The organism is Pseudomonas sp. VS40, from assembly GCF_018587885.1.
In the GTDB taxonomy this organism is placed as follows: Bacteria; Pseudomonadota; Gammaproteobacteria; order Pseudomonadales; family Pseudomonadaceae; genus Aquipseudomonas; species Aquipseudomonas pergaminensis.
In genome coordinates this window covers 628435-653139 of record NZ_JAGYWD010000002.1, presented here as the reverse complement: position 1 = coordinate 653139, position 24705 = coordinate 628435, and the positions used below count along the sequence as shown (strand labels likewise).

Genomic DNA, 24705 nt, shown 5'->3' with positions numbered 1-24705 from the left:
GTAGCCTGAGGAGATCCTTTGTCCACTTCCACACTGACTTCGCACATCTTCAGCACGCCTCGCCATACGACGCACTATCTGGCGTCGGGCCCGGTCGAGGGGCCGTTGATGATATTCCTGCACGGCTGGCCGGAGATTAGCCTGATCTGGCGCGCGCAGATGGAAGCCTTCGCTGCCGATGGATGGCATTGCATTGCACCGGACATGCGCGGCTATGGTCGTTCATCTTCGCCAGCAGACGTCAAAGCGTACACCCTTGAAAACATCGTGGCGGACATGGCAGCACTGCATGACCATCTCGGTGGCCTGCCCGCCATTTGGGTAGGCCACGATTGGGGCAGTGTCGTAGCGGGCGAACTGGTCGCTCATGAGCCGCAGCGCAGCCGCGGCGTTGTGCTGGTATCGGTGCCCTACTTCCCGACGACGAACGCGTTGCCGACGCTGGTCCCTCTGGTTGATCGCGCGATCTATCCAGAGGACCTGTACCCGGACGGTCAATGGGACTATTACCGCTACTACAACACGCACTTCGCGTCCGCTGTCGCTGACCTGGATGCGGATAAAGCTGCCTCGTTGGCGTCGATTTATCGGCGAGGCGACCCGGCAAGCATCGCCAAGGTTGCATCCAATGCCGAAGTGACCCGCAAAGGTGGGCGGTTTGGCCAAGCGCACCAGGCCCCACCCACTCAACCAGACCTCGCGCTCTGGCCCGCGGCGGACTTCGCTGTACTGGTCCAGACGTTCGAGACGCATGGTTTCCGCGCGCCCTGCGCATGGTATTTAAACGACGCTGCCAACGTCGATTATGCCAATCGGTCACTCAATGGCGGCCGCCTGTCGTTGCCCGTCCTGTTTGTGAACGGCGATTACGACCCGATGAATACCATCAAGGGCAATCAGTTGGGCGAGCCAATGCGCGCGGCCTGCGCAGACCTCACCGTGACCAGCCTACCCGGCGGTCACTGGTTGCCGGTGGAGTGCAAGGCAGAGCTGGTTGAGGCCATCAGTGCTTGGTTAACGGCAAAAGGCTAGCAGCGTTGCACTGCTTTCGGGTGATCTGGAACCTGAATCGGGTTGGACGCAAGGGAACGATCTGAAGCCCGGCACCCTCTACTCATCAGCAGCCAACTGCCCAGGCCGCACCCGTTGCCTTCTCCAGCCACCCCCTGCGGATGAGTCCGCGACCCACCCAGAAAGGTCAGCCGTCATGTCTTACGATTACCAGGGTATTGCCAGCGTCATCACTGCATCCCGTCACATGGGTACGCACTCAGACGAACTGCTCAATGAGGCGGTGAATATTCAACTGACCAGCAGCGGCAAGCCGACCATCGCGCGCCTGAGTTTCGACGCCCCCCTTCAATGGCCCGCCCACCCCAACGCTGTGGTGGTCAACTTGCCGGACGGTACGTCGGTCGGCGGTGTGATCGCCGAGATCGAAAAATCAGTCGATGGCCCTGGCTGGGTGACGTTTACCGTGGATGACTGAGCCGCCGGAGGCCGCCGTCGCTGTACGCTGAAGAGCAGCCGCCCTGTGGACACAAAAATCCCGACGTCAAGGTCGGGATTTTTGTGTCCACAGGCTTATCAGTTGTCGGGATGCTCGCTCGCGACCGAGTCGGCAGCATCCACGTCCGACATGTCTTCTTCGAGTGGCGCCTCGTCGTCCGACGGGAGCGGGATATTATCCTCGTCACGCTTTGGATCATGCCCGGTCTCGTTGTCCGTGCCGCGGGTCACGGCCTGCTGTGAAATGTTCCCTGGGGCGTTTTCATTGATGTCCATACTGGCTCTCCACTCAGACGCTCGGGTTATCCGCGCTTACTAGTCAGAGGCGTCACGGCAGCCGGAGTGCCCAGCATTAGACGAATGGTGAAAAGACACGGCCCCAGGTCAAGCCAGTGGTTGCAAGGTAATACTCCAGACCTCTTTGCCCTGCACGGTCGCCTGCGCAACAGCCAGCACTTCAAACGAGCTGCCCGGGGCGAAGGTGTATTCAATTTTGTTAGGGTCATCCGACAGCGCGGTGATGTAACTGACCGTATCCCAGACCCAGGCATTATTCGGCGGGTTCGCGATCAGAATGATGCCGTTCTGGTACTGCATCGCTTCCGTCAGCGAACTGCCGAAACTCCAGACCATCTTGGTGGTGATGACCTGGCCGACCTGGATATACGTGCCCAATGCGGCTTCCAACGGGATCTGCAAAGGCGTGCCCACGGGCCCCTCGTTAAGTGGGCATTGCTGGAACTCAATACCGAAATGTTCGGTGCCCAACTGAGCAATATCGACTTGCCCGCTGAACAACTGGGGCTCGCTCACAATACTGGTGCGTGGCAAGGACTGGAACGCAGCACACAGCAGGCGGTTTTCGACCGCACTGAACGTTTGCAAGGCAGTGGCGACTTGCGCCAACTGGCTCTCGACGTTTTGCAGGGAGTTGGCTGGCACCATCAAGAACGACCTCATGTAGTCCACATTTTGAGGCGTATAAGTCCCCCAGTTGGACGCCCAGATCGCCTCGGCGATGCTCGCTTGATCAAGCGGATAAGGCGCGGTACCGACGCTGGTGTATTCAAATATTTTCATTAGCACCAGGCGGGTAAAAGACGCCGTCGTCCAGTCATACACGGCCATCGCGAGCTGGAAGCTATAAGGCGTGAACGGAAACAGTTGCAGCCCCAGCGCCGTTATCTGCGCGGTGGTTTTGCCAGGCGCATCGGGAATGTTCTGATAAGGAACGTAGTTGTCCGCGATCAATTGGTTGAAATATGCGACGTCGGCTGCGGCAATATCCGGCAAGGGTTTCAACTGACCCGACAACGTGATGCCCTTGCTGGCCTGGGTGACGCTGAATACGCCATTTCCAGGCAGGCTCAGCGTGAGATCGACGCTGGGGCTGGGTGTGTAGTCGACGACCTGGCCATTGAGGTTGACGAAATCCATGACCGGCCCATTCGGAAAGCCATTCTGGAAGTCGGTCACGTCAAGAAAGCCCTGCCCCTCCACGATCAAGCGGCTGGATACACCTTTACCTCCGCGAATCACACTCAACGGCTCGCCGTCGCTGAACCACAGCGCCGCGCCAGACGGGTTATTGATGCTCTGGAACTGCCACATGCTCAGACTCCTTTCGATCAAGCCGATTTTGCCAAGCGTGCCAGCGCAGTGTCGCTGCCCATTGCCTTCATCGCCAAAGCCACCAGGGTCAGCGTTGGATTGGCCGCAGGCAGCGTGGGCATGACACTGTTGCTGACGATGTAAAGGTTATCCACGCCAAACACTTGCAACTGAGGGTTAACCACCCCCAGGTTGGGGTCGTTGGCCATCCGCGTGGTGCAGGCCACATGATCGCCCCGTTGGGGGTAAGTGCCCCACCCCACATCGGTGCAACCCATTTGCGCCAGGACGGTCTTGAGTTTATCCACGTAGATCTGTGCTTTCAGGGGATCAAACAACGGGTCAGGCGTGTAGATTGAGGTGCGCGGCAACCCGAAACGGGTAGTACCCACTGCACAGGAGACCCGGTTGTTGAACTGCGGGATCGCCGACAGGTTGCCATACAGTTGATACTTGGCGGGCGCGGTGCAAGCGTCGCGAATCTGGCTGGCGCTATAGCCCTGAGCCATCATCAGGCCCACATCGATATTGGGCGTTTCATAGTTCATCGATATGAAAAACTTGCCGTCTTTCTGATACTGAGGTGCGTCGAAGGTCCGTGAACACAGGCTGGGGAACCCCAACTCTTCCTCAAACTTCTGGGGGTTGGGCGCAGTACCTGAGGCATAAAAAAATTGAGTCGCACTGACAAAACGGCCAACCAGATCGCGGTCGTTACCGATCCCCTTGGGCCAGTAAGTCGATGTGGACGCCTGGAGCAACTTGGGAATCTCAAACGCGCCGTTGCACAGGATTACGTTCTGGGCGTCCAACAGCACGGTGTCACCCGTGTTCATATCTGTGTAGGTAACACCCGCCACCTGTTGCCGGTTGACCATGCGGATCGCCGTAACAGCCGCTCCGAGGCGCAGGCTCACGTTGGGGTTGTCGGCCAGCAGGGCCAGCGGCTGGTCACCTGTGAAACGGCCCGCTACCGGGCAGTAGTCGCAGGTACCTGTGGTGCGGCATGGGCCACCCATTCCATTGGCCTGCCCATAGCGCGCCACCGGTAAATGCCCAAATCCTATGGCTGGGCGAACGCGAGCAAACGCCTGAATGAATGGCCCTGCCGAAATCGGATAAGGCGCTGCGCCATAGGGATAGGGTTGGCTGCGGGGCGGATTATTGTCGCTGGAGTCACCACTGGCGCCCAAGTACCGCTCGGCCTGGTTGTAGAACGGTTCCAACTGATCGTAGCCAAATGGCCAATCGATGCCCTGCCCGGTATTGCTGTAAAGCGCAAAATCTTCAGGTTTGAAGCGCGGTACCCAGCCCCCCCAATGCAGCATGGTGCCGCCGGCGCCGAATATTCGCCCACCCTGGATATTCCAGGGGTTGGCTCCGGTGGCATCGAAGTCTGCCGCCTGGTCGTAAAAGGCGGCATAGGGGGTATTGCCGGTACCGCCACCTCGTGCAACATGATGAAACCACCAACCGGGATCGCCCATGGGAATGCTTGGCCCGGTTTCTAAAATGACCACGCCCGGGTGGTTTGCAAACCGGCTTGCCATCAGGCTGCCAGCCACGCCGGAGCCGACGATCACGATGTTGGCTGATTCATTACGCACCTTGGCCATGATCGCCTCCCACTGGTTGGGTCTGCGCTTGAATGTTAAGCGCGCGATAAGGTGGTGGTTTATTCAGAAACGACCCGCCGCCCATCCAGCCGTTGTAGTTCATGTAGCCGAACGTTTTGAAGCCTCCAAATGCGATATTCCAGCGCATGAATTCAAGCAGCACGTAGTTGGCCACCGGCGAAGGATTGCTGGATGAATAAGGGTTTTGATTGATCAGCGCCGCCAGGGCAAAGGTAGGTGTGTGGTATTGCTGGAGAAGCGCTTGGTATTCGGCAATGGTTTGCCGGTAATAACCCAGGTAAGCGGGGTCGCGTTGCATTTGCCATTGCAGCGCTTGCTGAAACTGCTGCTGTGGCATTTGGCAATCGGCGGCGGTGCCCCACTTCTGGCCGATAAAACCGAACAAACTCCAAAGCACATTGATCTGGTCTTGTTCCATGCGGAGATTCCTTTTTCCGGCGTGTATGTTGTTCCCTGCGCCGCGATTCGCTTACAACAGGATCGGGCGTCGACTCATGCTCTGCGAACACGTAATGTTTGGCTACTGACGTTTGGTAATAACCCTTATTCCAATCTAATGGCCACACGCCATGATCTAGAGGGATTGCCTGTCGAACCCCTGCTGTAGCCCGTCTATGCTGGAGCGAGACGCCCAAACCCCGCAATGATCCCCCCTATCGGAGACCCGACATGAATCCAAACGCCACCGCCCTTGTCCTGATCGAGTTCCAGAACGACTTCACCACACCAGGGGGCGTGTTCCATGACGCCGTCAAAGAGGTGATGCATCAGTCCGACATGCTGGCCAACACCGCGACCACGGTGCAACAGGCGCGCAAGTTGGGCGTCAAGATCATTCACCTGCCGATCCAGTTCGCCGATGGCTACCCCGAACTGACCACGCGTGACTATGGGATTCTCAAAGGCGTTGCCGACGGCAGCGCGTTTCGCGCAGGCAGTTGGGGGGCCGAGATCACCGATGCAATTACGCGTGAAACCGGCGACATCGTCGTGGAAGGCAAGCGCGGGCTGGATGGGTTTGCGACCACGGGACTGGACCTGGTGCTGCGCAACAACGGGATCCACAACCTGGTGGTGGCAGGGTTTCTGACCAACTGCTGTGTCGAGGGCACCGTGCGCTCTGGCTACGAGAAGGGTTACAACGTCGTGACCTTGACCGACTGCACGGCGACCTTCACCGAGGAGCAGCAAAAGGCTGCCGAGAACTTCACCTTGCCAATGTTTTCCCAGGCACTGCGGCATACCGAGTTCCTGGGCGCTTTGAGCGCCAAGTAGGCAAAAAAAGGGGCGACCGATCAATCAGTCGCCCCTTTTGCTGGATGCCTGCTATTGCGCTCAACCGTTCAACGTCAGCCCCGGATAAGCCCGCACCGGCACCCTGTGGCGCTGCGGTTGCTGGCGTGCAAGCTGTGCCTGGACCTGTGCGACGGCATCCAGCACACGCTGTGCCCATTGCTCGTCTTGCGGGTCCACCACTACCACGCGAAAACCGTGATCGACGCCTTCAAGCTGCACACCCTCGGAGTCATCGACATGCAGGTCAATGTCGAAGGCCGGTGGGAATTTCGACGGCGTGCTGGTCAGCCCACGCTCGGCGAGGGCCTGGTTATGCCGCACGCTGTTGACCACGCCATCGACGTGGATGCCATACAACAGCAACCAGCGACGGATGTAGGACGGGGTGCGACCGGACGAGGTGTAGACCCAGACACTGCAGCCCTGGCGACGCAGTTCGCGGGTCAGGGAGCGGGTGCCGCTGCGCAGCGGCTCACCCAGCCAACGGTGCACACAGGCCGGCAAGCGGCTGTGTTCGGTCGCGCTGTGGTGCAGTTGGCAGGCCAACGTGTCATCGATATCGAATGAAATACGAATGCGCTGACACTTGAACACACGCGTGATTGTGTCGAGCACTGAAAACCTTCCCATCATTGGCCCCCCTGGTAGGCGGGCGCTGGTGCGTCGCGGAGGAAAAAACCCATGGGGTCAGGGGCCTTATCTTCCAGGAACGCCGCATATTTTTTCTTGATCTTGGGCAATTCGTACAACGCCATGACGCCGTGCTTGGCCGAGTTGCGTATGACCGAGGACGGGTTGAAATAGCCCTCGGCGTTGTCCAGCGTCAACACGAAAGGCGCCAACCCCTCGCGCATCAGCAGGTAACTGACGATCAACGACCCACTGCGGTGGTTGCCTTCAATGAACAACTGCGGCTTGCTGAGGACCCGCACATAGACACCGGCGGCGCGCTTCCACACTGATTCGTTATGGTGCTTGCAGTACCAGTTGTACAGGTCCTTGATGCCGCCCTCGACATTGTTGAAAAAATGCACTTCGGTGGCAGCCAGGTGCTGGGCATATTCCCGCCTGCGTACCGGGTCTGTGCCGCAGAGTACGGTGGCATTGATCTCCAGCATCAGGTTCAACTGCTGGAGGTCGAACAGGTCGACACCGCGCGCCACATAGTCGTCAATCAGGGCATAGCCTTCAAGTACATTCTGCAGCACTTCGTCTGTCAGTGGGTCGCGTGGCTCGGTGAAGTCCCGGCTGAGCTGGGCAAAACGGCCCTGTACCTCACGCAGTGCGCGTTCGATCGCGAGCAAATCAAGACGACGTGTTGCAGTCATTGGCAATCCTGAAAACGGTGGAAGGCGGATCAGCTGAATTTGCCGCTGATGTAGTCCCCGGTCATTTGTTCGCGCGGGTTTTCGAAGATCTGGGTGGTCGCGCCCATTTCCACCAGGTAGCCGGTGCGGGTGCCCTGGGAGATGTCCACCGAGAAAAACGCGGTGGTATCGGCCACACGAATCGCCTGCTGCATGTTGTGCGTCACCAGGGCGATGGTGTAGTCCTTTTTCAGCTCGACCATCAGTTCCTCGACCCGGCGCGTGGCAATCGGGTCCAGTGCCGAGCAAGGTTCGTCCAGCAACAGCACTTCCGGCTCGGTGGCGATAGCACGGGCAATGCACAGGCGTTGCTGCTGGCCGCCAGAGAGCGACAGGCCGCTGACCTTGAGCTTGTCCTTGACCTCATCCCACAGCGCCGCGCCTTGCAGGGCGTGCTTGACGCGATCGCCGAGGTCGCCCTTGTAGCGGTTCAGGCGCAGGCCAAAGGCCACATTGTCAAAGATACTCATCGAGAACGGGTTCGGCTGTTGGAACACCATGCCGATGTAACGGCGCACGACCACAGGGTCAACGCCCTTGCCGTAGACGTCCTGGCCGAGGAAGTGCACATGGCCTTCGAAACGGAAGCCCTTCACCAGGTCGTTCATGCGGTTGAGGCTGCGCAGCACGGTGGATTTGCCGCAGCCGGAGGGGCCGATGAAGCCGGTGATTTTGTTCTTTTCGATCGGCACATGGCTGTCACGCACCGCCATGAAGTTGCCGTAGAAAATCTTGTCCAGCTTGCAGTCCATGACCACAGGCGACTGGGTGATAAACGGAGCGGCTACTTGCGCAGATGACATGTTCAAAATTCAGGTGCTCCCGTTCTTAGTACTTGGGCTTGCCGAAAATACGGCTCACGATATTCACAACCAGCACGATCATTACCAGCACCAACGAGGCCGCCCAGGCGAGCTCGAGCTGGTTGTCGAAAGGCATGCCGGAGAAGTTGTAAATCAACACGGCAAGCGACGCCGTCGGATTCATGACCGCCAGGCTGCCGTCGTGGTAGATCCAGTAGTTACTGAACAGCGCGGTGAACAATAGCGGCGCGGTTTCGCCGGCGGCGCGTGCCACGGCGAGCATGACGCCCGTCAGGATCGCGGGCATGCCGGTGGGCAAGACGATTTTCCAGATCACCTGCGAACGGGTGCAGCCCATGCCATAGGCCGCGTCCTTCATGATCTTGGGCACCATCTTCATCGACTCTTCAGCCGTCAGCACCACGATAGGCAACATCAGTACAGCCAGCGCCACGCCACCGGCGGGTGCCGAGTACGTGCCGGTGGTCATGACCACCAGGGCGTAGGCGAACACGCCGGCCAGGATCGAGGGCAAGCCGGTGAGCATCTTGGCGGCAAAGCGCGAAGCGTTCGCCAGCTTGCTGTCCGGGCCCAGTTCCGCGAGGAAAATCGCCGCCAGGATGCCGACCGGCACAGCGATGGCGGCGGCAATACCGACCATCACGAAGGTGCCGGCCATGGCGTTGCCGAAGCCACCGCCGGTCTCGAAGCCGGTGGGTGGCAGCTCGGTGAACACTTCCAGGCTCAGGCGCGCGCCGCCACGGGTGATCAGCATGTAGAGCACGGAAATCAGCGGCACACTGGCCAGCAGCGCGCCGAACCACACCAGGGTGGTCAGCACCAGGCTGCGCAGGGCACGCCCTTCAAACCGGCGCTGCAGGCTTGGCATGGCGGTGATTGGAGACGAGAGGTCAGTCATTACTTGGTACCCCGCTGGGCGTAGACCATGATCATCGAACCGATGATGTTCACCAGCAGCGTGATGAACATCAGCACCAGTGCGGCGTACATCAACACTTCGATCTCGTTCGGGCCGGCTTCGGGGAAGTTCAGCGCCAACAAGGCCGCCAGGGTATTGGCCGGGGCGAACAGCGAGAGGGAAATGTTGTTGGCGTTACCCACCAGCATGGCCAGGGCCATGGTTTCACCCAAGGCGCGGCCCAGGCCCAGCACCAGCGATCCGAAGATGCCGGTGGCGGCAGACGGCACCATGACCTTGAGAATCGCTTCCCAGTGAGTGGTGCCCATGCCGTAGGCGGCTTGCTTGGTTTTCATCGGGACACCCGTGAGGGCGTCCTGGGACACGGCAGCAATGGTCGGCAGAATCATGATGGCCAGCACCAGTGCAGCTGGTAACAGGCCCGGCCCGCTGAGGGACGTGCCGAAAAAAGGAATCCAGCCGAGTTCGCTGTTCAGCCACGCGGTGAGCGGGCGGATGGCCGGGATAACCACATAAATGCCCCAGAGGCCGTAGACTACGCTGGGGATGGCTGCGAGCAATTCGACGATGGTGCGAAACACCGCCGCGAGTTTTGCTGGCAGGAAATCCTGGGTGAGGAAAATAGCCATGCTGACGCCAAAAAAGCCTGCGATCAGCAACGCAATCAGGGCGCTGTACAGCGTGCCCCAAATCGCGGGCAGAATCCCGTACTTGCCTTGGTTAACGTCCCAGACACTGCCGAACAGCACGTCAAAGCCATGCTTTTCCATGCCGGGAAGTGCCTTGCGCCCTACTTCGAAGACCAGCGCGAAAACCAGCGCCAGCACCAGCACTACGCCTATGCGTGCAAGTGCACGGAAGGTGCGGTCAACCACAAAGTCCTTCGTGGACGGCGGCTGGCACGCAGAATCCGGGTTAACCGGTACGACAAAAGGTGTGTTCATTGGCTAATTCCGGAACAAGGGGGGAACGCTTCCGGCATGGCTGACAGCCCATGCCGGAAGCGGCCTGGCGAGCCTTACTGGATGTTGGCGGAAGCTTTGCGAACCTGGTCGACAACCGATGGCGGCAGTGGGATGTAGCCCATCGAATCGGCGATTTTCTGACCTTCGGTCAAGCTGTACTCGACCATTTCACGCATGGCTTTGGCTTTGGCTGGGTTGCCGTTGTCCTTGCGGAAGATCATCCAGGTGTAGGACGTGATCGGGTAGGACTTGGCGCCATCCGGGTCCGGCAGCCAGGCCACCAGGCTTTCCGGCATTTTCACCGCGGCCAGGGCTTCGGCGCCGCTTTCGGCGTTCGGTACCACGTACTTGCCGGCCTTGTTCTGCAACTGGGCAAAGTCAACCTTGGCCAGTTTGGCGAAGCCGTATTCGATGTAGCCGATCGCGCCTGGGGTCTGGCGCACAGTGGCGGTCACACCATCGTTCTTCGGCGATTTGATGAACTTGTCGCTGGCGGGCCAGTTGACGGTGTTACCTTCGCCCAGGTCTTTCTGGAACTCAGGGTTGATCGCAGCCAAGTGCTTGGTGAACACAGCGGTGGTGCCGCTGGAGTCTGCACGTACGACGACGGTGATCGGCATGTCTGGCAGTTTCAGGCCTGGGTTGGCGGCAGCGATCTTCGGATCGTTCCACTTGGTGATTTTGCCCAGGAAGATGTTGGAGTACACATCGCGAGGCAACTTGAGCTCTTTAGGATTGCCCGGCAGGTTGAACGCCAACACGATTTCACCGGCAGTCATCGGCAGCAGTTGCGCGCCTTCGGCAACCTTGGCGATGTCTTCGTCTTTCATGGCCGAGTCGCTGGCGGCGAAGTCGACGGTTTTGTTCAGGAAGTCCTGTACACCCGCACCGCTACCTTTGGATTGGTAATCAACGGTGACACCCTCGGTTTTCTTGCTGAAATCCTTGAACCAGGTGAGGTAGATCGGGGCTGGGAAACTCGCACCGGAACCGGTCAGGCGGATGCTTTCGGCAGCAAACACCGAGGTGGCACTGAGAGAAACCGCAACGGCGAGTGCAGCAGACTTCATCAGACGTTTCATTCAGGAAAATCCTTGTGAATTACGGGCTCGGGAACTCTGCAACAATCTTGTTACGGTTTTATGAACGTGGAATGGCAAAACGCCTTGTTGTCCCCCTCTCCCACCGCAATCGCGCGATTTGATGTCATTGGTTAGTAACAAAATGCGACTAAGACTTTGCCATCTCCCACCACGCGAGTTCCGCCCATGTCCTCAATAGAAGACACCTTGATGCAGCGCATCCACCGTGAGTTGCTGGATCACAGTGACGAAGAACTGGAACTGGAATTATCCGAAGACGGGCATGACCTGAACGCGCTGTTTGACGAGCACGTAGGAGAAAGCAGCGAAAAGGCCGCACGGCGGGTGTATTTCAGCGAACTGTTCCGCCTGCAGGGCGAATTGGTGAAGTTGCAAAGCTGGGTGGTCAAGACCGGCCACAAGGTGGTGATCCTGTTCGAAGGGCGTGATGCCGCCGGCAAGGGCGGTGTGATCAAGCGCATTACCCAGCGCCTGAACCCCAGGGTCTGCCGCGTTGCCGCCCTGCCCGCGCCGAATGACCGCGAGCAGACCCAATGGTATTTCCAGCGCTACGTCTCGCACCTGCCGGCCGCCGGTGAAATCGTGCTGTTCGACCGCAGTTGGTACAACCGCGCCGGTGTCGAGCAGGTCATGGGGTTTTGCAACGAGGACCAGTACGAAGAGTTCTTCCGCACGGTGCCGGAGTTCGAAAGGATGCTCGCCCGCTCCGGTATTCAACTGATCAAGTACTGGTTTTCGATTTCCGACCAGGAACAGCACCTGCGTTTTCTCAGCCGCATTCACGACCCGCTCAAGCAATGGAAACTCAGCCCCATGGACCTGGAGTCTCGTCGGCGCTGGGAAGCCTATACCAAGGCCAAGGAAATCATGCTCGAACGCACCCACATCGCCGAGGCGCCGTGGTGGGTGGTGCAAGCCGATGACAAGAAGAAGGCCCGCCTCAACTGCATCCACCATTTGCTCGGGCAGATGCCGTATAAAGAGGTCGAGCTGCCGGTGATCGAGTTGCCGCAGCGCGTCAGGCAGGAAGACTATTCGCGCAGCCCGACGCCGCCGGAACTCATTGTGCCGCAGCGCTACTGATCACCCACACGTGCAGGCAGGCGGCATCTCGCATCCGGATGTTCGCCCGCCTGCCTGTTTTTTTCAGACCCGTCTTAAATCATCCCGTGCCTGACAGCGATACGCTGGCCCCTTCCCTACCCCTCTGTGGAATGCGCCCGGCGCACAGCTGACAGGTACCCCGCCATGATCGACAAACACCTGCGGATCCTCATCGTGGATTCCCTTCATGCCCATGTCATGCAGATCGAAAAAATGCTCAACCGCATGGGCTATCACTGTATCGCCACCGCCAGCAGCGACCGGGAGGGCCGGCAATTGAGCCGTGCCGGGCTGAGGCGTTTCGATGTGCTGTTGGCCGCCGATCACATGGTGCGCAGGCCCGACATGGGCGGGTCGGCGTTTGACGCCTACGCCATCGCGAACGTGTTTATCTATGGCCGGCCTGCCGACAGCGAACGGGTGAACCTGGCCAGCCACGGTGAGCGTTACTGGCGCTGCGGCTTGCCGGAATACCTCGTGCTGGAGTGGTTCATGGCCCGCTCCAGGCGCAGCCTGCCGCAGGCTTGCGACAACCCTTCGCAAGCGCCTTGCACGGAGTCACCCGGTTACTTTGCACTGCCAGGCGCAAGGTGACCGAGTTCCGGCGGGGTCAGATCGGAGCGCTGCTGACGACCCTCAGCGCCAACCCTTCATACGCATCCAGCGTGATGGTGAACTCGCCGTCTGCCGTCAGGTCACCCTCGACCCGTTCATTGATGATGTCCACCACCATCCCCGCCGCGATATCCGGCAGGTTCAGGGTCTCGGTGATCGGCGTGGCGCCGAAGTTCAGCGCGGTGATTTGTATGCCTTTGCCGGCGGGCAATTCATGGACCATCACCAGCAGCCCTGGGTTTTGCACTTCCGGCACTTGAATCTGGCGGCTGGCGGCAATGTCGTAGGCACGGCGTACCGCGAGAATTTTCTGCAGTTGCGAGGCAAATGACTCGGGGTCCTGTAATTGGCTGTTGAGGCTGCCATACAGGCTTTTCGAGCGCGGCATATGGCCGGCGGATAATTCGGCGTCCGGGTTCAGGTCCACCAGGTCATAGGCGCCGCGATGAATCCAGCGCGTGTCGCCATCCTGCATCAAGTGTTCGACCTCTTCGGCCGCCAGCGGCAGCGCGCCCACCAGGTCCCAGCCTGACAAGGCAAACACCCCTGGCTGCATGGCGTTGTACATCACCAGCAGCAAGTGGATCTGGCGAATCTGCTGGATGTCCGCGGGGGTGATCGCGTCCAGGTCCCGAATGCCCAGGGCGGCCGTGATGATACTGGCCGTGGTGCAGGACACGCCGTTGGTCACGAACTTGAGGTTGTACGGCGCATGCTCGCCCGCCAGGCGTTCGTACATCTGCTCGCGGATGTGCTCGCGCAGGATGTTGCCGGGAAAGGTCTGGCCCTGGTACAGGAAGGTGTCGTGGGCATGCAAGGTCCAGAAGTGCACCAGTTCGAGGGTCAGTTCATCGTGGTTTTGCAACGCGTGGATCAGCGAGCCGGGGTCGATGCCCTGGCGGTGCATTTCACGCAGCATCAGGCGCAGGAACTCGGCATCGCCCATCAGCAACGCGTGCTGGTACGCAGGGCGGGTGATGAAGTCGTAGGACAGGTCAGCACCGCCGTGTGACATGGACGCGATGTCATCCACGGTGAGGTTCAACTCCTGGAAGCTGAAACCGCCCGCCTTGCGAATCGCCCCACCCAGCAACTGGTTGCCGGTGATCGACAGCGGATGGCTCTCGGACCAGGCCGTACCGTCCAGCTTGCGCTCCACGCCGAGGAAACCATTGGCGTCCAGGCGCAGGATCTTCGCGCCCATCACGTCGATGGCATGCAGCGCATCGCCAATGATCATCTGCTGCGCGGCGAAGGTCGGGTCCAGCCAATTCAACGACGGCTGGCCTTCCTTGAAATAATGCAGGTACACCCAGCGGCGCGGCTTGCCGTCCACGCCCAGCACTACGTCCGTCGCGCTCCAGTCGGTTTCCTTGACGCCGGGTTCGAAGAAGATCACCCGTTGCAACTGGCCGACGATGTAGTGTTTGTCGCGCAATGCATCGACCTGCGCCGGGCTGAGGTTCTGCGCGTCGCGGCCCTCGGCGACGTCGGGCAGCAACGGCCAGTCTTCTTCGCGGATTTCCACCATGTGGTAAAGGCCGGGATAGTCCTCGTACGCCATCTCGGCCAGGCGGAAGTCCGCGCCCTTGCCGGTGTGGGACGGGATCACATCGTCGATGATCACCGCGTTGTGCGCCGCCGCCATGCGTGTCAACGCCTGCAACTGTGCCTCGGTGCCCAGCTGCGGGTCGATCTCGAAGCTGATGCGGTCGAAATTGCCGTCGATGGTCGGCGTGTGCTGCATGCCGCTCAGGCCGCCGGACTTCTTCAGCGGGCCGTTGTGGATGCCCTGGATGCCGATCTTCGACAAGGCGTGCCACAGCGCCTCATCGCCCAGCGCCTCCAACACCGTGCCGCCTTCGCGGGTCACGATCGAGGCCGGGTAGGCGGTGAACCACACCGACGACAGCGCCGAAGCATCACGGGGCCGGGTCTGCGCGTAAGGCTGCTGCCACAACCGGCCCTGGCCCGAATAGAGCTTGGCCCGCTGGCGTGCCGCGTGCAGCATCGATTGTTCCACCAGCCAGTTCACATGGTTGTTTTCAGCCGCCGTCATAAGCTTGGTACCTGTCGTCGTGAAGCATTGCTCGTGAACATATGAGGCTTGTGCGGGCCATTCGTTGCATTGCGATGAGGCGATGGCTGGGCATCGCCCACTGTAGGCGGTGATCGTCAGTGGGTGTCGCGATACTGCCTCGGCGTAAACCCCGTCGACGCCTTGAACTGCCGGGTGAAGGCGCTGTGGTCGGTGTACCCGCACTGCAGCGCTACCTCGGTGATCGGCAGGTCGGTGTGGAGCAAGCGGTGGGCATGCTCCAGCCGCACTTTCTGGATCATCTGCCGGGGCGTGAGGTGGAATACGCGCTTGCAATAACGCTCCAGTTGCGCCACGGAAATCCCGGCAATGCGCGTCAGTTCACCCAGGGTGACACGGCGGTTGAAGTGCGCGCGGATGTGCGCGTCCACGGCGGCCAGGCGTTGGTAAGCCGGGTGGCTTTCGCTGGCGGTTTGCAGGTCGACCGAGATACCGGCCAGGCCAATGATCGCGCCCGAATGGCTGTACAGCGGCCACTTGTGGGTCAAACACCAGCCGGGTTCGCGGGTGCCGTACAGGTGCAGTTCCAACTGATCTTCCAGCACAAAGCCCTGCTCCAGCACGCGCCGGTCCTGCTCGGTGTAGCCCGGCCCCAGTTGCGCAGGAAAGACTTCGGCACTGGTCTTGCCCAGCAGCGGTTGCAGCTGCTTGAGGCCGCAGCGCTGCACCAGGGTGCGGTTGGCGAGCACATAGCGGGCCTGGGTGTCCTTGATGAAAATCGCCGCATTGGGGATCACGTCGAGCATCGGCAATAGCTGCGCGACACTGCCTAATAACTGTTCGATGTCTTTGGGGTTGCTCCCTTGGCAAAGGCTCGCAAACGCGCTCTGCATCATGACGATTGATCCCCATTGTTGGCCTGGACGGGTAGCAGATTGCACGATGCCCGGCGCCCTGTCGAGCCACCAAAACTGTGCTGATTTCGTCATCGATGCCAGCAAAAAACATCAATCGCGCCGCCGTTCATGAGTTCACTGTATGGCCACTGCATGCCTATCCAATAACTCACAAGAAGGCGACGCTATGTCAGCTCAAGGCAAGTTCAAGAAACAGCTTTCCCTGATGGACCTGACCTTTATCGGGTTGGGTGCCATCTTTGGTTCGGGCTGGTTGTTCGCAGCCAGCCACGTATCCGCAATCGCAGGCCCGGCGGGCATTATTTCCTGGCTCATCGGTGGTTTCGCGGTACTGCTGCTGGGCATTGTGTACTGCGAACTGGGCGCCGCATTGCCGCGTGCCGGCGGCGTGGTGCGTTACCCGGTCTACTCCCACGGTCCGCTGCTGGGCTACCTGATGGGCTTTATCACGCTGATCGCGTTTTCCAGCCTGGTGGCCATTGAAGTGGTCGCCTCGCGCCAATACGCCGCGGCATGGTTTCCCGAGCTGACCAAAGCCGGCTCCAGTGACCCGACCACCCTCGGCTGGCTGGTGCAGTTCGCCCTGCTGTGCCTGTTCTTTATCCTCAATTACCGCAGTGTCAAAACCTTCGCCATCGCCAACAATCTGGTGAGCGTGTTCAAGTTCATCGTGCCGTTGCTGGTGATCGGCGTGCTGTTCACCTTCTTCAAACCGGCGAACTTCCAGGTGCAGGGTTTCGCGCCGTTTGGGCTGTCGGGCATCGAGATGGCGGTGTCGGCCGGCGGGGTGATTTTTGCCTACCTGGGGCTGACGCCGATCATCTCGGTGGCCAGCGAAGTGAAGAACCCGCAACGTACGATTCCGATTGCGCTGATCCTCTCGGTGCTGCTGTCGACGGCCATCTACGTGCTGCTTCAGACCGCCTTCCTTGGTGGCGTGCCCACGGAAATGCTCGCCAATGGCTGGGCCGGGATCAGCAAGGAACTCGCGCTGCCCTACCGCGATATCGCCCTGGCGCTGGGCGTGGGCTGGCTGGCGTACCTGGTGGTGGCCGACGCGGTGATCTCCCCCAGCGGCTGCGGCAATATCTACATGAATGCCACGCCCCGTGTGGTGTATGGCTGGGCGCAGACCGGCACGTTCTTCAAGATTTTCACGCGTATCGATGAGAAGTCCGGCATTCCACGGCCCGCGCTGTGGCTGACCTTTGGCCTGTCGGTGTTCTGGACCCTGCCGTTCCCGTCCTGGGAAGCACTGATCAACGTGGTGTCGGCGGCGCTGATCCTCAGCTACGCCGTCGCCCCGGTCACCGTCGCCGCACTGCGCCGCAACGCACCACAGATGGCGCGCCCGTTCCGGGTCAAGGGCATGGCGGTGCTGGGCCCGCTGTCGTTCATCATCGCCGCGCTGATCGTGTACTGGTCTGGCTGGGGCACGGTGTCCTGGCTGCTCGGCCTGCAGATCCTGATGTTCGTGGTGTACCTGCTGTGCGCACGCTGGGTGCCGACCGCACACATCAACCTCAAGCAGCAAGTGCGCTCGTCTGCCTGGCTGATCGGCTTCTACGCGGTGACCATCCTGCTGTCCAAGCTCGGCAGTTTTGGTGGCATCGGCGTGATCAGCCACCCGCTTGACACGATTGTCGTCGCCGCTTGCGCACTCGGCATTTACTACTGGGGCGCAGCCACTGGCGTGCCTGCTCACCTGGTACGGCTGGAACACGAAGCCGATGAAAGCGAAGCGGTCGACGAACCTCACGCGCCGCTGACACCCGCGACTTACTGATTCAGGAGCCTTTTATGAAGCGACTGCATGTGATCGACTCCCACACCGGCGGCGAACCGACGCGCCTGGTCATGAGCGGTTTCCCGGCGCTGAACGGCGCCACGATTGCCGATCAACTGCACAGCCTGCGCACTGAGCATGATCAATGGCGCCGCGCCTGCCTGCTGGAACCGCGTGGCAATGATGTACTGGTGGGCGCGCTGTATTGCGAACCCGTTACGCCAGGTGCGATCTGTGGCGTGATCTTCTTCAACAACGCCGGTTACCTCGGCATGTGCGGCCACGGCACCATCGGCCTGGTTGCGTCGCTGCACCACCTGGGCCGTATCCAGCCCGGCGTGCACACGATCGACACGCCCGTTGGCCCGGTGGCGGCCACGCTGCACGAAGACGGCAGCGTAACCCTGCGCAATGTGCCCGCCTATCGCCTGCGCCAGCAGGTGCCGGTGGAAGTGCCGGGGCATGGCGTGGCCTACGGCGATATCGCCTGGGGCGGCAACTGGTTTTTCCTGGTGTCGGACCATGGCCAACGCTTGCAGATGGACAACGTGGATGCGCTTACCGACTACACCTGGGCGATGCTCAAGGCTTTGGAAGAGCAAGGCATTCACGGTGCAGACGGTGCACTGATCGACCACATCGAGTTGTTCGCCGACGACGACCACGCCGACAGCCGCAACTTCGTGATGTGCCCCGGCAAAGCCTACGACCGCTCGCCCTGCGGCACCGGCACCAGCGCCAAGCTGGCCTGCCTGGCCGCCGATGGAAAACTCCAGCCGGGTGAAACCTGGACCCAAGCCAGCATCACCGGCAGCCAATTCGAAGGCCGCTACGAATGGGACGGCGAGCACATCCGCCCCTTCATCACTGGCAGCGCCTACATGACCGCCGACAGCACCTTGCTGATCGACGAGCATGACCCTTTTGCCTGGGGCATCTGAGCCCTTCCCTGTTTGTACTGAACGTTCCAAGGAGTTAGAACAATGAGCGACAACATCTTCACCGGCTGCATCCCCGCCCTGATGACCCCGTGCACGCCTGAGCGCAAGCCCGACTTCGACGCCCTGGTCGCCAAAGGCCGCGAGCTGATCGATATTGGCATGAGCGCCGTGGTGTATTGCGGTTCCATGGGCGACTGGCCGTTGCTCACCGAGGCCGAGCGCCAGGAAGGCGTGGCACGCCTGGTGGCTGCCGGTGTGCCGACCATCGTTGGCACCGGCGCGGTCAACAGCCGCGAAGCCGTGGCCCATGCTGCCCACGCGGCCAAGGTCGGCGCCCATGGCTTGATGGTGATTCCGCGCGTGCTGTCCCGTGGTGCCTCCGCTACCGCGCAGAAGGCGCACTTCTCGGCGATCCTCAAGGCCGCGCCAAACCTGCCAGCGGTGATCTACAACAGCCCCTACTACGGCTTCGCCACCCGCGCCGACCTGTTCTTCGAACTGCGTCGCGAACACCCGAACCTGATCGGTTTCAAGGAATTCGGCGGCGGTGCCGACCTGCGCTACGCCGCAGAGCACATCACCTCCCAGGACGATAACGTGACCCTGATGGTCGGCGTCGACACCCAGGTGGTGCACGGTTTCGTCAACTGCAACGCCACCGGCGCCATTACCGGCATTGGTAACGCCTTGCCTCGGGAAGTATTGCAACTGGTCGCGCTGAGCAAAAAAGCCGCCAAGGGCGATGCCAAGGCCCGTCGCCAGGCCCGTGAGCTGGAAGCGGCGCTGGCGGTGCTGTCGTCGTTCGATGAGGGCTGCGACCTGGTGCTGTATTACAAGCATTTGATGGTGCTCAACGGTGATAAAGGCTACGCCCTGCACTTCAATGAAACCGACGCGCTCAGCGACGCGCAACGTCGTTACGCCGAACACCAATACGCGCTGTTCCGCCAGTGGTACGCCAACTGGTCGGCGGAACAGAACGTCGCTTGATGCCTTGCGCGCCGCTGCGGCTTTCGCAGCGGCCCACCTTCTTTTTCCAGGACGACCCCATGACTCTGACGGGCAAGATGCTGATCGGTCAGCACGCCATTACCGGTAATCGCGAGGCAATCCGGGCCATCAATCCGGCCACCCAAACGCCGCTGGAGCCTGCTTACCTGGGCGGCAACGGCGAGCATGTCGAACAGGCGTGCGCACTGGCGTGGGCGGCGTTCGATGGGTATCGCGAAACATCGCCGGAGGCGCGCGCCACGTTCCTTGAAACCATCGCCACGCACATCGAAGCGCTGGGCGATGAATTGATCGACCGCGCCGTCGCCGAAACCGGCCTGCCCCGCCCACGTATCCAGGGCGAGCGCGGGCGCACCTGCGGGCAACTGCGGACCTTCGCCCGCACCGTACGCGCCGGGGAATGGCTGGATGTTCGGGTAGACACCGCACAGCCGCAACGCCAGCCCCTGCCGCGCCCCGACCTGCGCCAGCGCCACATCGCGTTGGGCCCGGTGGCGGTGTTTGGTGCGAGCAACTTCCCACTGGCCTTCTCCGTGGCCGGCGGCGACACTGCCTCCGCGCTGGCCGCCGGTTGCCCGGTGGTGGTCAAGGCCCATGGTGCCCACCCTGGCACCAGTGAACTGGTGGGCCGGGCGGTAGCGCAGGCAGTCAAGGCGTGTGGCCTGCCAGACGGCGTGTTTTCGCTGCTGTACGGTTCGGGCCCTGAAGTCGGCATTGCGCTGGTCACCGACCCACGCATCAAGGCAGTTGGCTTTACCGGCTCGCGCAGCGGTGGCCTTGCCTTGACCCAGGCCGCGCAGGCCAGGCCCGAGCCGATCCCGGTGTATGCGGAAATGAGTTCGATCAACCCCGTGTACCTGTTTGCGGCCGCACTGGCCGCCCGGGGTGAAGCATTGGCCCAGGGTTTCGTGGCGTCATTGACCCAGGGTGCCGGGCAGTTCTGCACGAACCCAGGGTTGGTGATCGGGGTGCAAGGGCCGGCCCTGGATCGCTTCATCCGCACCACCAGTGAGTTGCTGCCGAGTTGCGCGGCGCAGACCATGCTCACCCCCGGTATCGCCAGTGCCTACGCTTCCGGCGTGAGCGCATTGACCGAACACGCCAAGGTTGTCGCACAGGGTTTACCGGCGATGGGCCCGAACCAGGGCCAGGCCCATGTGTTTGTGACCCAGGCGCAAGCATTCCTGGCCAATCAACACCTGCAGGCGGAAGTCTTCGGCGCGGCGTCGCTGATAGTCGTCTGCGCCAACAATGAAGAAGTGCGCCAAGTGTCCGAACACCTGGAAGGCCAACTGACCGCCACCCTGCATCTGGACGAAGACGATCTGCCAAGCGCCAAAGCCCTGCTGCCGGTTCTGGAGCGCAAGGCCGGTCGCTTGCTGGTCAATGGCTGGCCGACAGGCGTGGAAGTGTGTGATGCCATGGTCCACGGCGGCCCCTTTCCGGCCACTTCGGACTCGCGCAGCACGTCGGTGGGCACGGCGGCGATCCAGCGCTTCTTGCGGCCGGTGTGTTATCAGGACTTCCCCGACGCGTTGCTGCCTGAAGCGCTCCAGCACGGCAACCGGCTGCTGTTGCGGCGCCTGCTCGACGGCCAGAGAGAGGCATAGGCGATGTCCGCACCCGATACCGTAGTGGTTGGCGCCGGCATTATCGGCGTCGCCTGCGCGCTGCAACTGGCGCGTCAAGGTCGGCACGTGCTGGTGGTCGACCCCCAGGATCCCGGCATGGGTGCCTCCTATGGCAACGCCGGGCACCTGGCGACCGAGCAGGTGTTCCCGATTGCCGACCTGTCGATCCTCAAGCGCTTGCCTGGCATGCTGCTGGACCCCATGGGCCCGCTGCGCCTGGATTGGAAATACCTGCCGCGCGCACTGCCCTGGTTCCTGCGCCTGCTGCTCAACCTGCGTCCGGCGAGCTACCAGCGCACGGTCGCCGGGATCCGCGCGCTCAACGAAGGCAGCCTGGGCGCATGGCAGCGCTTGCTGCACAGCATTGGGCGCCCGACGTTGCTGCGCAAGGATGGCTCGTTGCAGGTGTATGAACAGGCCGACTCACGCCCCGCCCTGGAGGCCCTGCAACAGCGCATGCAACAACAGCAGGTGCCCGTGGATTACTGGTCCGGCGAGGCCATACGCCAAGCCGCACCGCAATTGAGCGACAACATCCAGGGCGGGCTGTTTTTTCCCGGCACCGGGCACTTTCTCGATCCTTATCAGGTGGTGTGCGAACTGGTCCAGGCCGCCAAGGCCAGCGGCGTGCAATTCCTCAAGCGTCGGGTACTGGATGGGCGCGTTGAAGGAGACGGCGTTTCCCTGACGACCGACCAGGGCCCTTTGTTGGCGAGCCAGGTGCTGATCGCCTGTGGCGCCCACTCGGCCGCGCTCACCGCCGCACTCACCGGCAAACAAGTGCCACTGGACACGGAACGCGGCTATCACCTGATGCTCCCCCACGAGCAGCATCGCCTGCCGTTTGCCGTCACCTCCCTGGAACGCAAATTCATCATGACCCCCATGAGCGACGGCCTGCGCCTGGCCGGCACCGTGGAGTTCGCCGGCCTCAAGGCCCCGCCGAACATGGCACGTGCCTGGCAGTTGCACCGGTTGAGCAAAGGGTTGTTCCGCGAGGACTTGAGTGCACGGGATGCAACCACGTGGATGGGGTTTCGGCCGTCCCTGCCGGACTCGCTTCCGATTATCGATCGGGTGTGCGAAGGGAAAGTGTTGCTTGCGTTCGGGCACCAGCATTTGGGGTTGACGCAGGCGGCGGTGACGGCGGAGTGGGTCGGTGAGCTGGCGAGTACGAAGCCGACACAGCCGTTGGCACCTTATCGCCTGGATCGGTTCTGAACCACGCAGACCGCCTCACCACAAAGGGGGCGGAGTGCTTACTCAACAATGGTTTTTTCCGCCGCTGCGTTGAAGATGGCCTCGGCGATTTCCTCAATTTCATCACGCATGCATAGCTTCTCCAACCAGCCCGTCGGAATGCCTTGCACGCCATAGAACGCACCCGCCAACTGACCAACGATGGCGGCAGTGGTGTCAGCGTCGTCACCCAGGTTCACGGCCGCCAACACGGCATCGGCGAAGCTGTCCGTGTGCTGCACACACCACAGCGCCGCCTCCAATGAGGCGACGGCGTAACCGGAACCGGTGATCTGCTCGCGGGGCTTGTTGGCATATGCCCCTTGGGCAATTGCCACGACGTTTGGCGCAGTCAGGTCGGCACAGGGGACGCTGAGCAGGTGCGCCTTGGCCGCCCCGTTCAAGGCGTTACACATTGCCCGCGCCAGCACCACGCAGCATTCGATTGCCTCCTGGGCGCCATGGGTCGTACGGGAGCCCTGACGGCAAAAGTCGTCGACGCTATGCAGGTCCGGGAAGCAAAACAGCACCAGCGGTGCAAGGCGCATCATCGAACCGTTGCCCGCAGAAAAAGGGTCGGTTGACCCTGCGAACGGGTCGCCGTTTTTCTCAAACGCCCCCAGCGCCGTGCGCACGGTCATGCCGATGTCGAAGCAATCACCCGTGGAGCTCAGGTAGCCCCACTTCCACCAATTCAGGTAGCGCCCCATCTGGTCAGCCGCATCGAACCCCCCTTTGCGCAGTAGGCTTTCAGCCAGGCACAGCGCCATTGAGGTGTCGTCCGTCCATTGGCCGGGCTTCAGGCTGAACGGCCCTCCCCCCACCATATCCGTGACCGGTGGGAATGTGCCGCGAGGCATGAACTCGACAGTGGTGCCAACCGCATCGCCACACGCCAGGCCGAGCAAGCTGCCGCGATAACGATCCAAAAGTGTGAGAGACATGGGTCTTCCTTGAAAAGATATTGAGTCAGGCACCACTCTACTTGACCAAGCGCTTCTCCTTGGAGGGGCGATATCCGAAATACGAGCTGTAACACTTGCTGAAATGACTCGGCGACACAAACCCACAGGCCACCAGCACCTCCACCTGGGACAACTCGGTGTGTTGCAACAGCCGCCGCGCCTCGGTTACACGCAGCTCCATGTAGTAGCGCTGCGGGGTGGTGCCCAGTTGTTCCTTGAACAAGCGCTCCAACTGGCGCCGCGAGCGGCCGGCGTAGACGGCCAACTGGTCCAGCTCCAGGGGTTCTTCGAGGTTGGCGTCCATCAGCTTCACCACTTCACGCAGGGGCGCGCTGACGCTGACGTTTTCGGTGGGCTTGATGCGCCGGTAGCGCGATTCTTCGAAGGCCAGGATGTCTTCGATGCCTTCGACCAGGGCCTTGTCATGCAGGCCCTTGATCCAGTCCAGCGCCATATGGAACGCGCCCGACGGGCTCGACGCCGTCAGGCGATCGCGGTCGATCACATAGGGCTCGCTGGTGACGTGGGTGGCCTTGGACACTTCTGCCAGCGCCGGGCGATGTTCGGGGTGGATGGCGCAGCGGTAACCCTGCAACAGCCCGGCGCGGCCGAGGAACCACGAACCGTTCCACAACCCCGCGAGGCAAATGCCATGTTCGGCGGCGCTGCGCAGCAGGTGGATGAAGTCTTCACTGGCCTTGAGTTCGGTACGGAAACCGCCGCAGATCACCAGCAGTTCCAAGTCTTGCAGCGCTGCTACGTCGAGGCGCGCGTCGGGGCGGATCACTAGGCCCAGGTCGCTGATGACTTCGCCATCGTCCCAACCGAAAGTGCGCGTGGCGAACAGGTCTGGACGCAGCAGGTTGGCGGTGACGAGGGTGTCGAGGGTCTGTGTGAACGCGGGCAGGGAGAAGTGTTCGAGCAACAGGAAGCCAACGCGGGTGACCGACGCCGGCTGCAAGGTTTCGTTGAGGTAGCGCAGGTTCTTGCCCTTCATGCCACCGCTGAATTGACGTCTTTCCATCGAGGGTTGGCCCACTGTTGTTTTTGATGCACTGGGCGCCATCTTAGGGGCAAACGCGTTGCCTGTCTCAGGCACTGAGCCTGAAAAAACCGTAACCCTTCAAAGCCCCCGGCAGAACAGTCGCAAGCGTATCTGATACGGTTTTTTCTTTGCCATCTGCATCTGTATCGAAAAGCCGCCTGGACGGACAATAGCGCCATCCC

The 24705-nt window shown here is 61.2% G+C and carries 24 protein-coding genes; 10 read left to right on the top strand and 14 right to left on the bottom strand.

What is annotated here, in order from left to right:
* The first annotated feature begins 18 nt into the window (after positions 1 to 18).
* Positions 19 to 1032 (top strand): alpha/beta fold hydrolase, encoded by a 1014-nt coding sequence (locus tag KHP07_RS08015; RefSeq protein WP_214496970.1) that lies wholly within the window; start codon positions 19 to 21, stop codon positions 1030 to 1032.
* Between the two features lie 175 nt (positions 1033 to 1207).
* Positions 1208 to 1489 (top strand): hypothetical protein, encoded by a 282-nt coding sequence (locus KHP07_RS08010; RefSeq protein WP_214496969.1) that lies wholly within the window; start codon positions 1208 to 1210, stop codon positions 1487 to 1489.
* 98 nt (positions 1490 to 1587) lie between these two features.
* Here KHP07_RS08010 and KHP07_RS08005 read toward each other — a convergent pair whose 3' ends face one another.
* The 4 genes from KHP07_RS08005 to KHP07_RS07990 all read right to left on the bottom strand — a co-directional run bounded on the left by KHP07_RS08005 (position 1588) and on the right by KHP07_RS07990 (position 5175).
* A complete protein-coding gene (locus KHP07_RS08005) occupies positions 1588 to 1785 on the bottom strand; it encodes a hypothetical protein (protein ID WP_099492124.1) in 198 nt (65 codons plus the stop codon).
* A 108-nt stretch (positions 1786 to 1893) separates the two neighbouring features.
* Positions 1894 to 3120, bottom strand: coding sequence for a hypothetical protein (locus KHP07_RS08000; protein WP_214496968.1), 1227 nt, complete (start codon positions 3118 to 3120; stop codon positions 1894 to 1896).
* A 17-nt stretch (positions 3121 to 3137) separates the two neighbouring features.
* Positions 3138 to 4736, bottom strand: coding sequence for a GMC oxidoreductase (locus KHP07_RS07995; RefSeq protein ID WP_214496967.1), 1599 nt, complete (start codon positions 4734 to 4736; stop codon positions 3138 to 3140).
* Positions 4720 to 5175: a hypothetical protein gene (locus tag KHP07_RS07990; protein ID WP_078048564.1), complete on the bottom strand. Its 456-nt coding sequence runs from the start codon at positions 5173 to 5175 to the stop codon at positions 4720 to 4722. Before KHP07_RS07990 ends, KHP07_RS07995 begins: the two co-directional genes overlap by 17 nt.
* Before the next feature lie 251 nt (positions 5176 to 5426).
* Between KHP07_RS07990 and KHP07_RS07985 the strand changes: the two genes are divergently transcribed.
* Entirely contained in the window at positions 5427 to 6032 is a 606-nt protein-coding gene (locus KHP07_RS07985; protein ID WP_214496966.1) for a cysteine hydrolase family protein, read from the top strand.
* Positions 6033 to 6092: 60 nt separating this feature from the next.
* Here KHP07_RS07985 and KHP07_RS07980 read toward each other — a convergent pair whose 3' ends face one another.
* The 6 genes from KHP07_RS07980 to pstS all read right to left on the bottom strand — a co-directional run bounded on the left by KHP07_RS07980 (position 6093) and on the right by pstS (position 11210).
* On the bottom strand, positions 6093 to 6683 hold the full coding sequence (locus KHP07_RS07980) for a hypothetical protein (protein ID WP_214496965.1): 591 nt from the start codon (positions 6681 to 6683) through the stop codon (positions 6093 to 6095).
* Positions 6683 to 7381, bottom strand: a complete 699-nt coding sequence (locus KHP07_RS07975) for a hypothetical protein (RefSeq protein ID WP_078048567.1) — start codon at positions 7379 to 7381, stop codon at positions 6683 to 6685. The genes KHP07_RS07980 and KHP07_RS07975 overlap by 1 nt, the downstream gene beginning before the upstream one ends.
* Positions 7382 to 7410: 29 nt before the next feature.
* Complete coding sequence (gene pstB, locus KHP07_RS07970) at positions 7411 to 8172, bottom strand: phosphate ABC transporter ATP-binding protein PstB (protein ID WP_217649954.1); 762 nt, start codon at positions 8170 to 8172, stop codon at positions 7411 to 7413.
* Positions 8173 to 8248: 76 nt separating this feature from the next.
* Positions 8249 to 9142: a phosphate ABC transporter permease PstA gene (pstA, locus tag KHP07_RS07965; RefSeq protein WP_078048569.1), complete on the bottom strand. Its 894-nt coding sequence runs from the start codon at positions 9140 to 9142 to the stop codon at positions 8249 to 8251.
* Positions 9142 to 10107 (bottom strand): phosphate ABC transporter permease subunit PstC, encoded by a 966-nt coding sequence (pstC, locus tag KHP07_RS07960; RefSeq protein WP_078048570.1) that lies wholly within the window; start codon positions 10105 to 10107, stop codon positions 9142 to 9144. Before pstC ends, pstA begins: the two co-directional genes overlap by 1 nt.
* Positions 10108 to 10181: 74 nt before the next feature.
* Positions 10182 to 11210: a phosphate ABC transporter substrate-binding protein PstS gene (pstS, locus tag KHP07_RS07955; protein ID WP_016978033.1), complete on the bottom strand. Its 1029-nt coding sequence runs from the start codon at positions 11208 to 11210 to the stop codon at positions 10182 to 10184.
* A gap of 186 nt (positions 11211 to 11396) precedes the next feature.
* Here pstS and ppk2 point away from each other — a divergent pair, with 186 nt between their 5' ends.
* Both ppk2 and KHP07_RS07945 read left to right on the top strand, forming a co-directional pair.
* Positions 11397 to 12314 carry a polyphosphate kinase 2 gene (gene ppk2, locus KHP07_RS07950; RefSeq protein WP_214496964.1) on the top strand — a complete coding sequence of 306 codons (918 nt, stop codon included), beginning with the start codon at positions 11397 to 11399 and terminating at the stop codon, positions 12312 to 12314.
* Positions 12315 to 12479: 165 nt separating this feature from the next.
* Positions 12480 to 12929: a response regulator gene (locus KHP07_RS07945; RefSeq protein ID WP_214496963.1), complete on the top strand. Its 450-nt coding sequence runs from the start codon at positions 12480 to 12482 to the stop codon at positions 12927 to 12929.
* Positions 12930 to 12945: 16 nt separating this feature from the next.
* Here KHP07_RS07945 and treS read toward each other — a convergent pair whose 3' ends face one another.
* Positions 12946 to 15009 (bottom strand): maltose alpha-D-glucosyltransferase, encoded by a 2064-nt coding sequence (treS, locus tag KHP07_RS07940; RefSeq protein WP_078048573.1) that lies wholly within the window; start codon positions 15007 to 15009, stop codon positions 12946 to 12948.
* 116 nt (positions 15010 to 15125) lie between these two features.
* Positions 15126 to 15884 (bottom strand): AraC family transcriptional regulator, encoded by a 759-nt coding sequence (locus KHP07_RS07935; RefSeq protein WP_078048574.1) that lies wholly within the window; start codon positions 15882 to 15884, stop codon positions 15126 to 15128.
* Between the two features lie 187 nt (positions 15885 to 16071).
* Here KHP07_RS07935 and KHP07_RS07930 point away from each other — a divergent pair, with 187 nt between their 5' ends.
* Genes KHP07_RS07930 through KHP07_RS07910 form a run of 5 tightly spaced genes read left to right on the top strand, consistent with a single transcriptional unit; the run spans position 16072 to position 22495 of the window.
* Entirely contained in the window at positions 16072 to 17691 is a 1620-nt protein-coding gene (locus KHP07_RS07930; protein ID WP_099492132.1) for an APC family permease, read from the top strand.
* Between the two features lie 14 nt (positions 17692 to 17705).
* Positions 17706 to 18632 (top strand): 4-hydroxyproline epimerase, encoded by a 927-nt coding sequence (locus tag KHP07_RS07925; RefSeq protein ID WP_214496962.1) that lies wholly within the window; start codon positions 17706 to 17708, stop codon positions 18630 to 18632.
* A 42-nt stretch (positions 18633 to 18674) separates the two neighbouring features.
* Positions 18675 to 19622 carry a dihydrodipicolinate synthase family protein gene (locus KHP07_RS07920; RefSeq protein ID WP_214496961.1) on the top strand — a complete coding sequence of 316 codons (948 nt, stop codon included), beginning with the start codon at positions 18675 to 18677 and terminating at the stop codon, positions 19620 to 19622.
* 59 nt (positions 19623 to 19681) lie between these two features.
* Positions 19682 to 21253, top strand: coding sequence for an aldehyde dehydrogenase (NADP(+)) (locus KHP07_RS07915; RefSeq protein WP_214496960.1), 1572 nt, complete (start codon positions 19682 to 19684; stop codon positions 21251 to 21253).
* Between the two features lie 3 nt (positions 21254 to 21256).
* Positions 21257 to 22495: an NAD(P)/FAD-dependent oxidoreductase gene (locus KHP07_RS07910; RefSeq protein WP_214496959.1), complete on the top strand. Its 1239-nt coding sequence runs from the start codon at positions 21257 to 21259 to the stop codon at positions 22493 to 22495.
* Between the two features lie 38 nt (positions 22496 to 22533).
* Here the strand turns inward: KHP07_RS07910 and KHP07_RS07905 are convergent, their stop codons facing one another.
* The gene (locus tag KHP07_RS07905; protein WP_214496958.1) at positions 22534 to 23457 is read right to left on the bottom strand and encodes an ADP-ribosylglycohydrolase family protein; all 924 of its coding nucleotides are present in this window, start codon (positions 23455 to 23457) and stop codon (positions 22534 to 22536) included.
* 37 nt (positions 23458 to 23494) lie between these two features.
* Positions 23495 to 24475: a transcriptional regulator SouR gene (gene souR / locus KHP07_RS07900; RefSeq protein ID WP_177409506.1), complete on the bottom strand. Its 981-nt coding sequence runs from the start codon at positions 24473 to 24475 to the stop codon at positions 23495 to 23497.
* Between the last annotated feature and the right edge of the window lie 230 nt (positions 24476 to 24705).

What these genes read in the sequence shown, in the direction of transcription:
- KHP07_RS08010 (WP_214496969.1), top strand. Translation starts at nt 1,208, where the DNA reads ATGTCTTACGATTACCAGGGTATTGCCAGCGTCATCACTGCATCCCGT.
- KHP07_RS08000 (WP_214496968.1), bottom strand. Translation starts at nt 3,120, where the DNA reads ATGTGGCAGTTCCAGAGCATCAATAACCCGTCTGGCGCGGCGCTGTGG.
- KHP07_RS08005 (WP_099492124.1), bottom strand. Translation starts at nt 1,785, where the DNA reads ATGGACATCAATGAAAACGCCCCAGGGAACATTTCACAGCAGGCCGTG.
- pstS (WP_016978033.1), bottom strand. Translation starts at nt 11,210, where the DNA reads ATGAAACGTCTGATGAAGTCTGCTGCACTCGCCGTTGCGGTTTCTCTC.
- KHP07_RS07990 (WP_078048564.1), bottom strand. Translation starts at nt 5,175, where the DNA reads ATGGAACAAGACCAGATCAATGTGCTTTGGAGTTTGTTCGGTTTTATC.
- KHP07_RS07980 (WP_214496965.1), bottom strand. Translation starts at nt 6,683, where the DNA reads ATGGGAAGGTTTTCAGTGCTCGACACAATCACGCGTGTGTTCAAGTGT.
- ppk2 (WP_214496964.1), top strand. Translation starts at nt 11,397, where the DNA reads ATGTCCTCAATAGAAGACACCTTGATGCAGCGCATCCACCGTGAGTTG.
- KHP07_RS07985 (WP_214496966.1), top strand. Translation starts at nt 5,427, where the DNA reads ATGAATCCAAACGCCACCGCCCTTGTCCTGATCGAGTTCCAGAACGAC.
- KHP07_RS07920 (WP_214496961.1), top strand. Translation starts at nt 18,675, where the DNA reads ATGAGCGACAACATCTTCACCGGCTGCATCCCCGCCCTGATGACCCCG.
- KHP07_RS07945 (WP_214496963.1), top strand. Translation starts at nt 12,480, where the DNA reads ATGATCGACAAACACCTGCGGATCCTCATCGTGGATTCCCTTCATGCC.
- KHP07_RS07925 (WP_214496962.1), top strand. Translation starts at nt 17,706, where the DNA reads ATGAAGCGACTGCATGTGATCGACTCCCACACCGGCGGCGAACCGACG.
- KHP07_RS07975 (WP_078048567.1), bottom strand. Translation starts at nt 7,381, where the DNA reads ATGACTGCAACACGTCGTCTTGATTTGCTCGCGATCGAACGCGCACTG.
- KHP07_RS07995 (WP_214496967.1), bottom strand. Translation starts at nt 4,736, where the DNA reads ATGGCCAAGGTGCGTAATGAATCAGCCAACATCGTGATCGTCGGCTCC.
- pstB (WP_217649954.1), bottom strand. Translation starts at nt 8,172, where the DNA reads ATGGACTGCAAGCTGGACAAGATTTTCTACGGCAACTTCATGGCGGTG.
- KHP07_RS07910 (WP_214496959.1), top strand. Translation starts at nt 21,257, where the DNA reads ATGTCCGCACCCGATACCGTAGTGGTTGGCGCCGGCATTATCGGCGTC.
- souR (WP_177409506.1), bottom strand. Translation starts at nt 24,475, where the DNA reads ATGAAGGGCAAGAACCTGCGCTACCTCAACGAAACCTTGCAGCCGGCG.
- pstC (WP_078048570.1), bottom strand. Translation starts at nt 10,107, where the DNA reads ATGAACACACCTTTTGTCGTACCGGTTAACCCGGATTCTGCGTGCCAG.
- KHP07_RS07905 (WP_214496958.1), bottom strand. Translation starts at nt 23,457, where the DNA reads ATGTCTCTCACACTTTTGGATCGTTATCGCGGCAGCTTGCTCGGCCTG.
- KHP07_RS07930 (WP_099492132.1), top strand. Translation starts at nt 16,072, where the DNA reads ATGTCAGCTCAAGGCAAGTTCAAGAAACAGCTTTCCCTGATGGACCTG.
- treS (WP_078048573.1), bottom strand. Translation starts at nt 15,009, where the DNA reads ATGACGGCGGCTGAAAACAACCATGTGAACTGGCTGGTGGAACAATCG.
- KHP07_RS07935 (WP_078048574.1), bottom strand. Translation starts at nt 15,884, where the DNA reads ATGATGCAGAGCGCGTTTGCGAGCCTTTGCCAAGGGAGCAACCCCAAA.
- KHP07_RS07915 (WP_214496960.1), top strand. Translation starts at nt 19,682, where the DNA reads ATGACTCTGACGGGCAAGATGCTGATCGGTCAGCACGCCATTACCGGT.
- pstA (WP_078048569.1), bottom strand. Translation starts at nt 9,142, where the DNA reads ATGACTGACCTCTCGTCTCCAATCACCGCCATGCCAAGCCTGCAGCGC.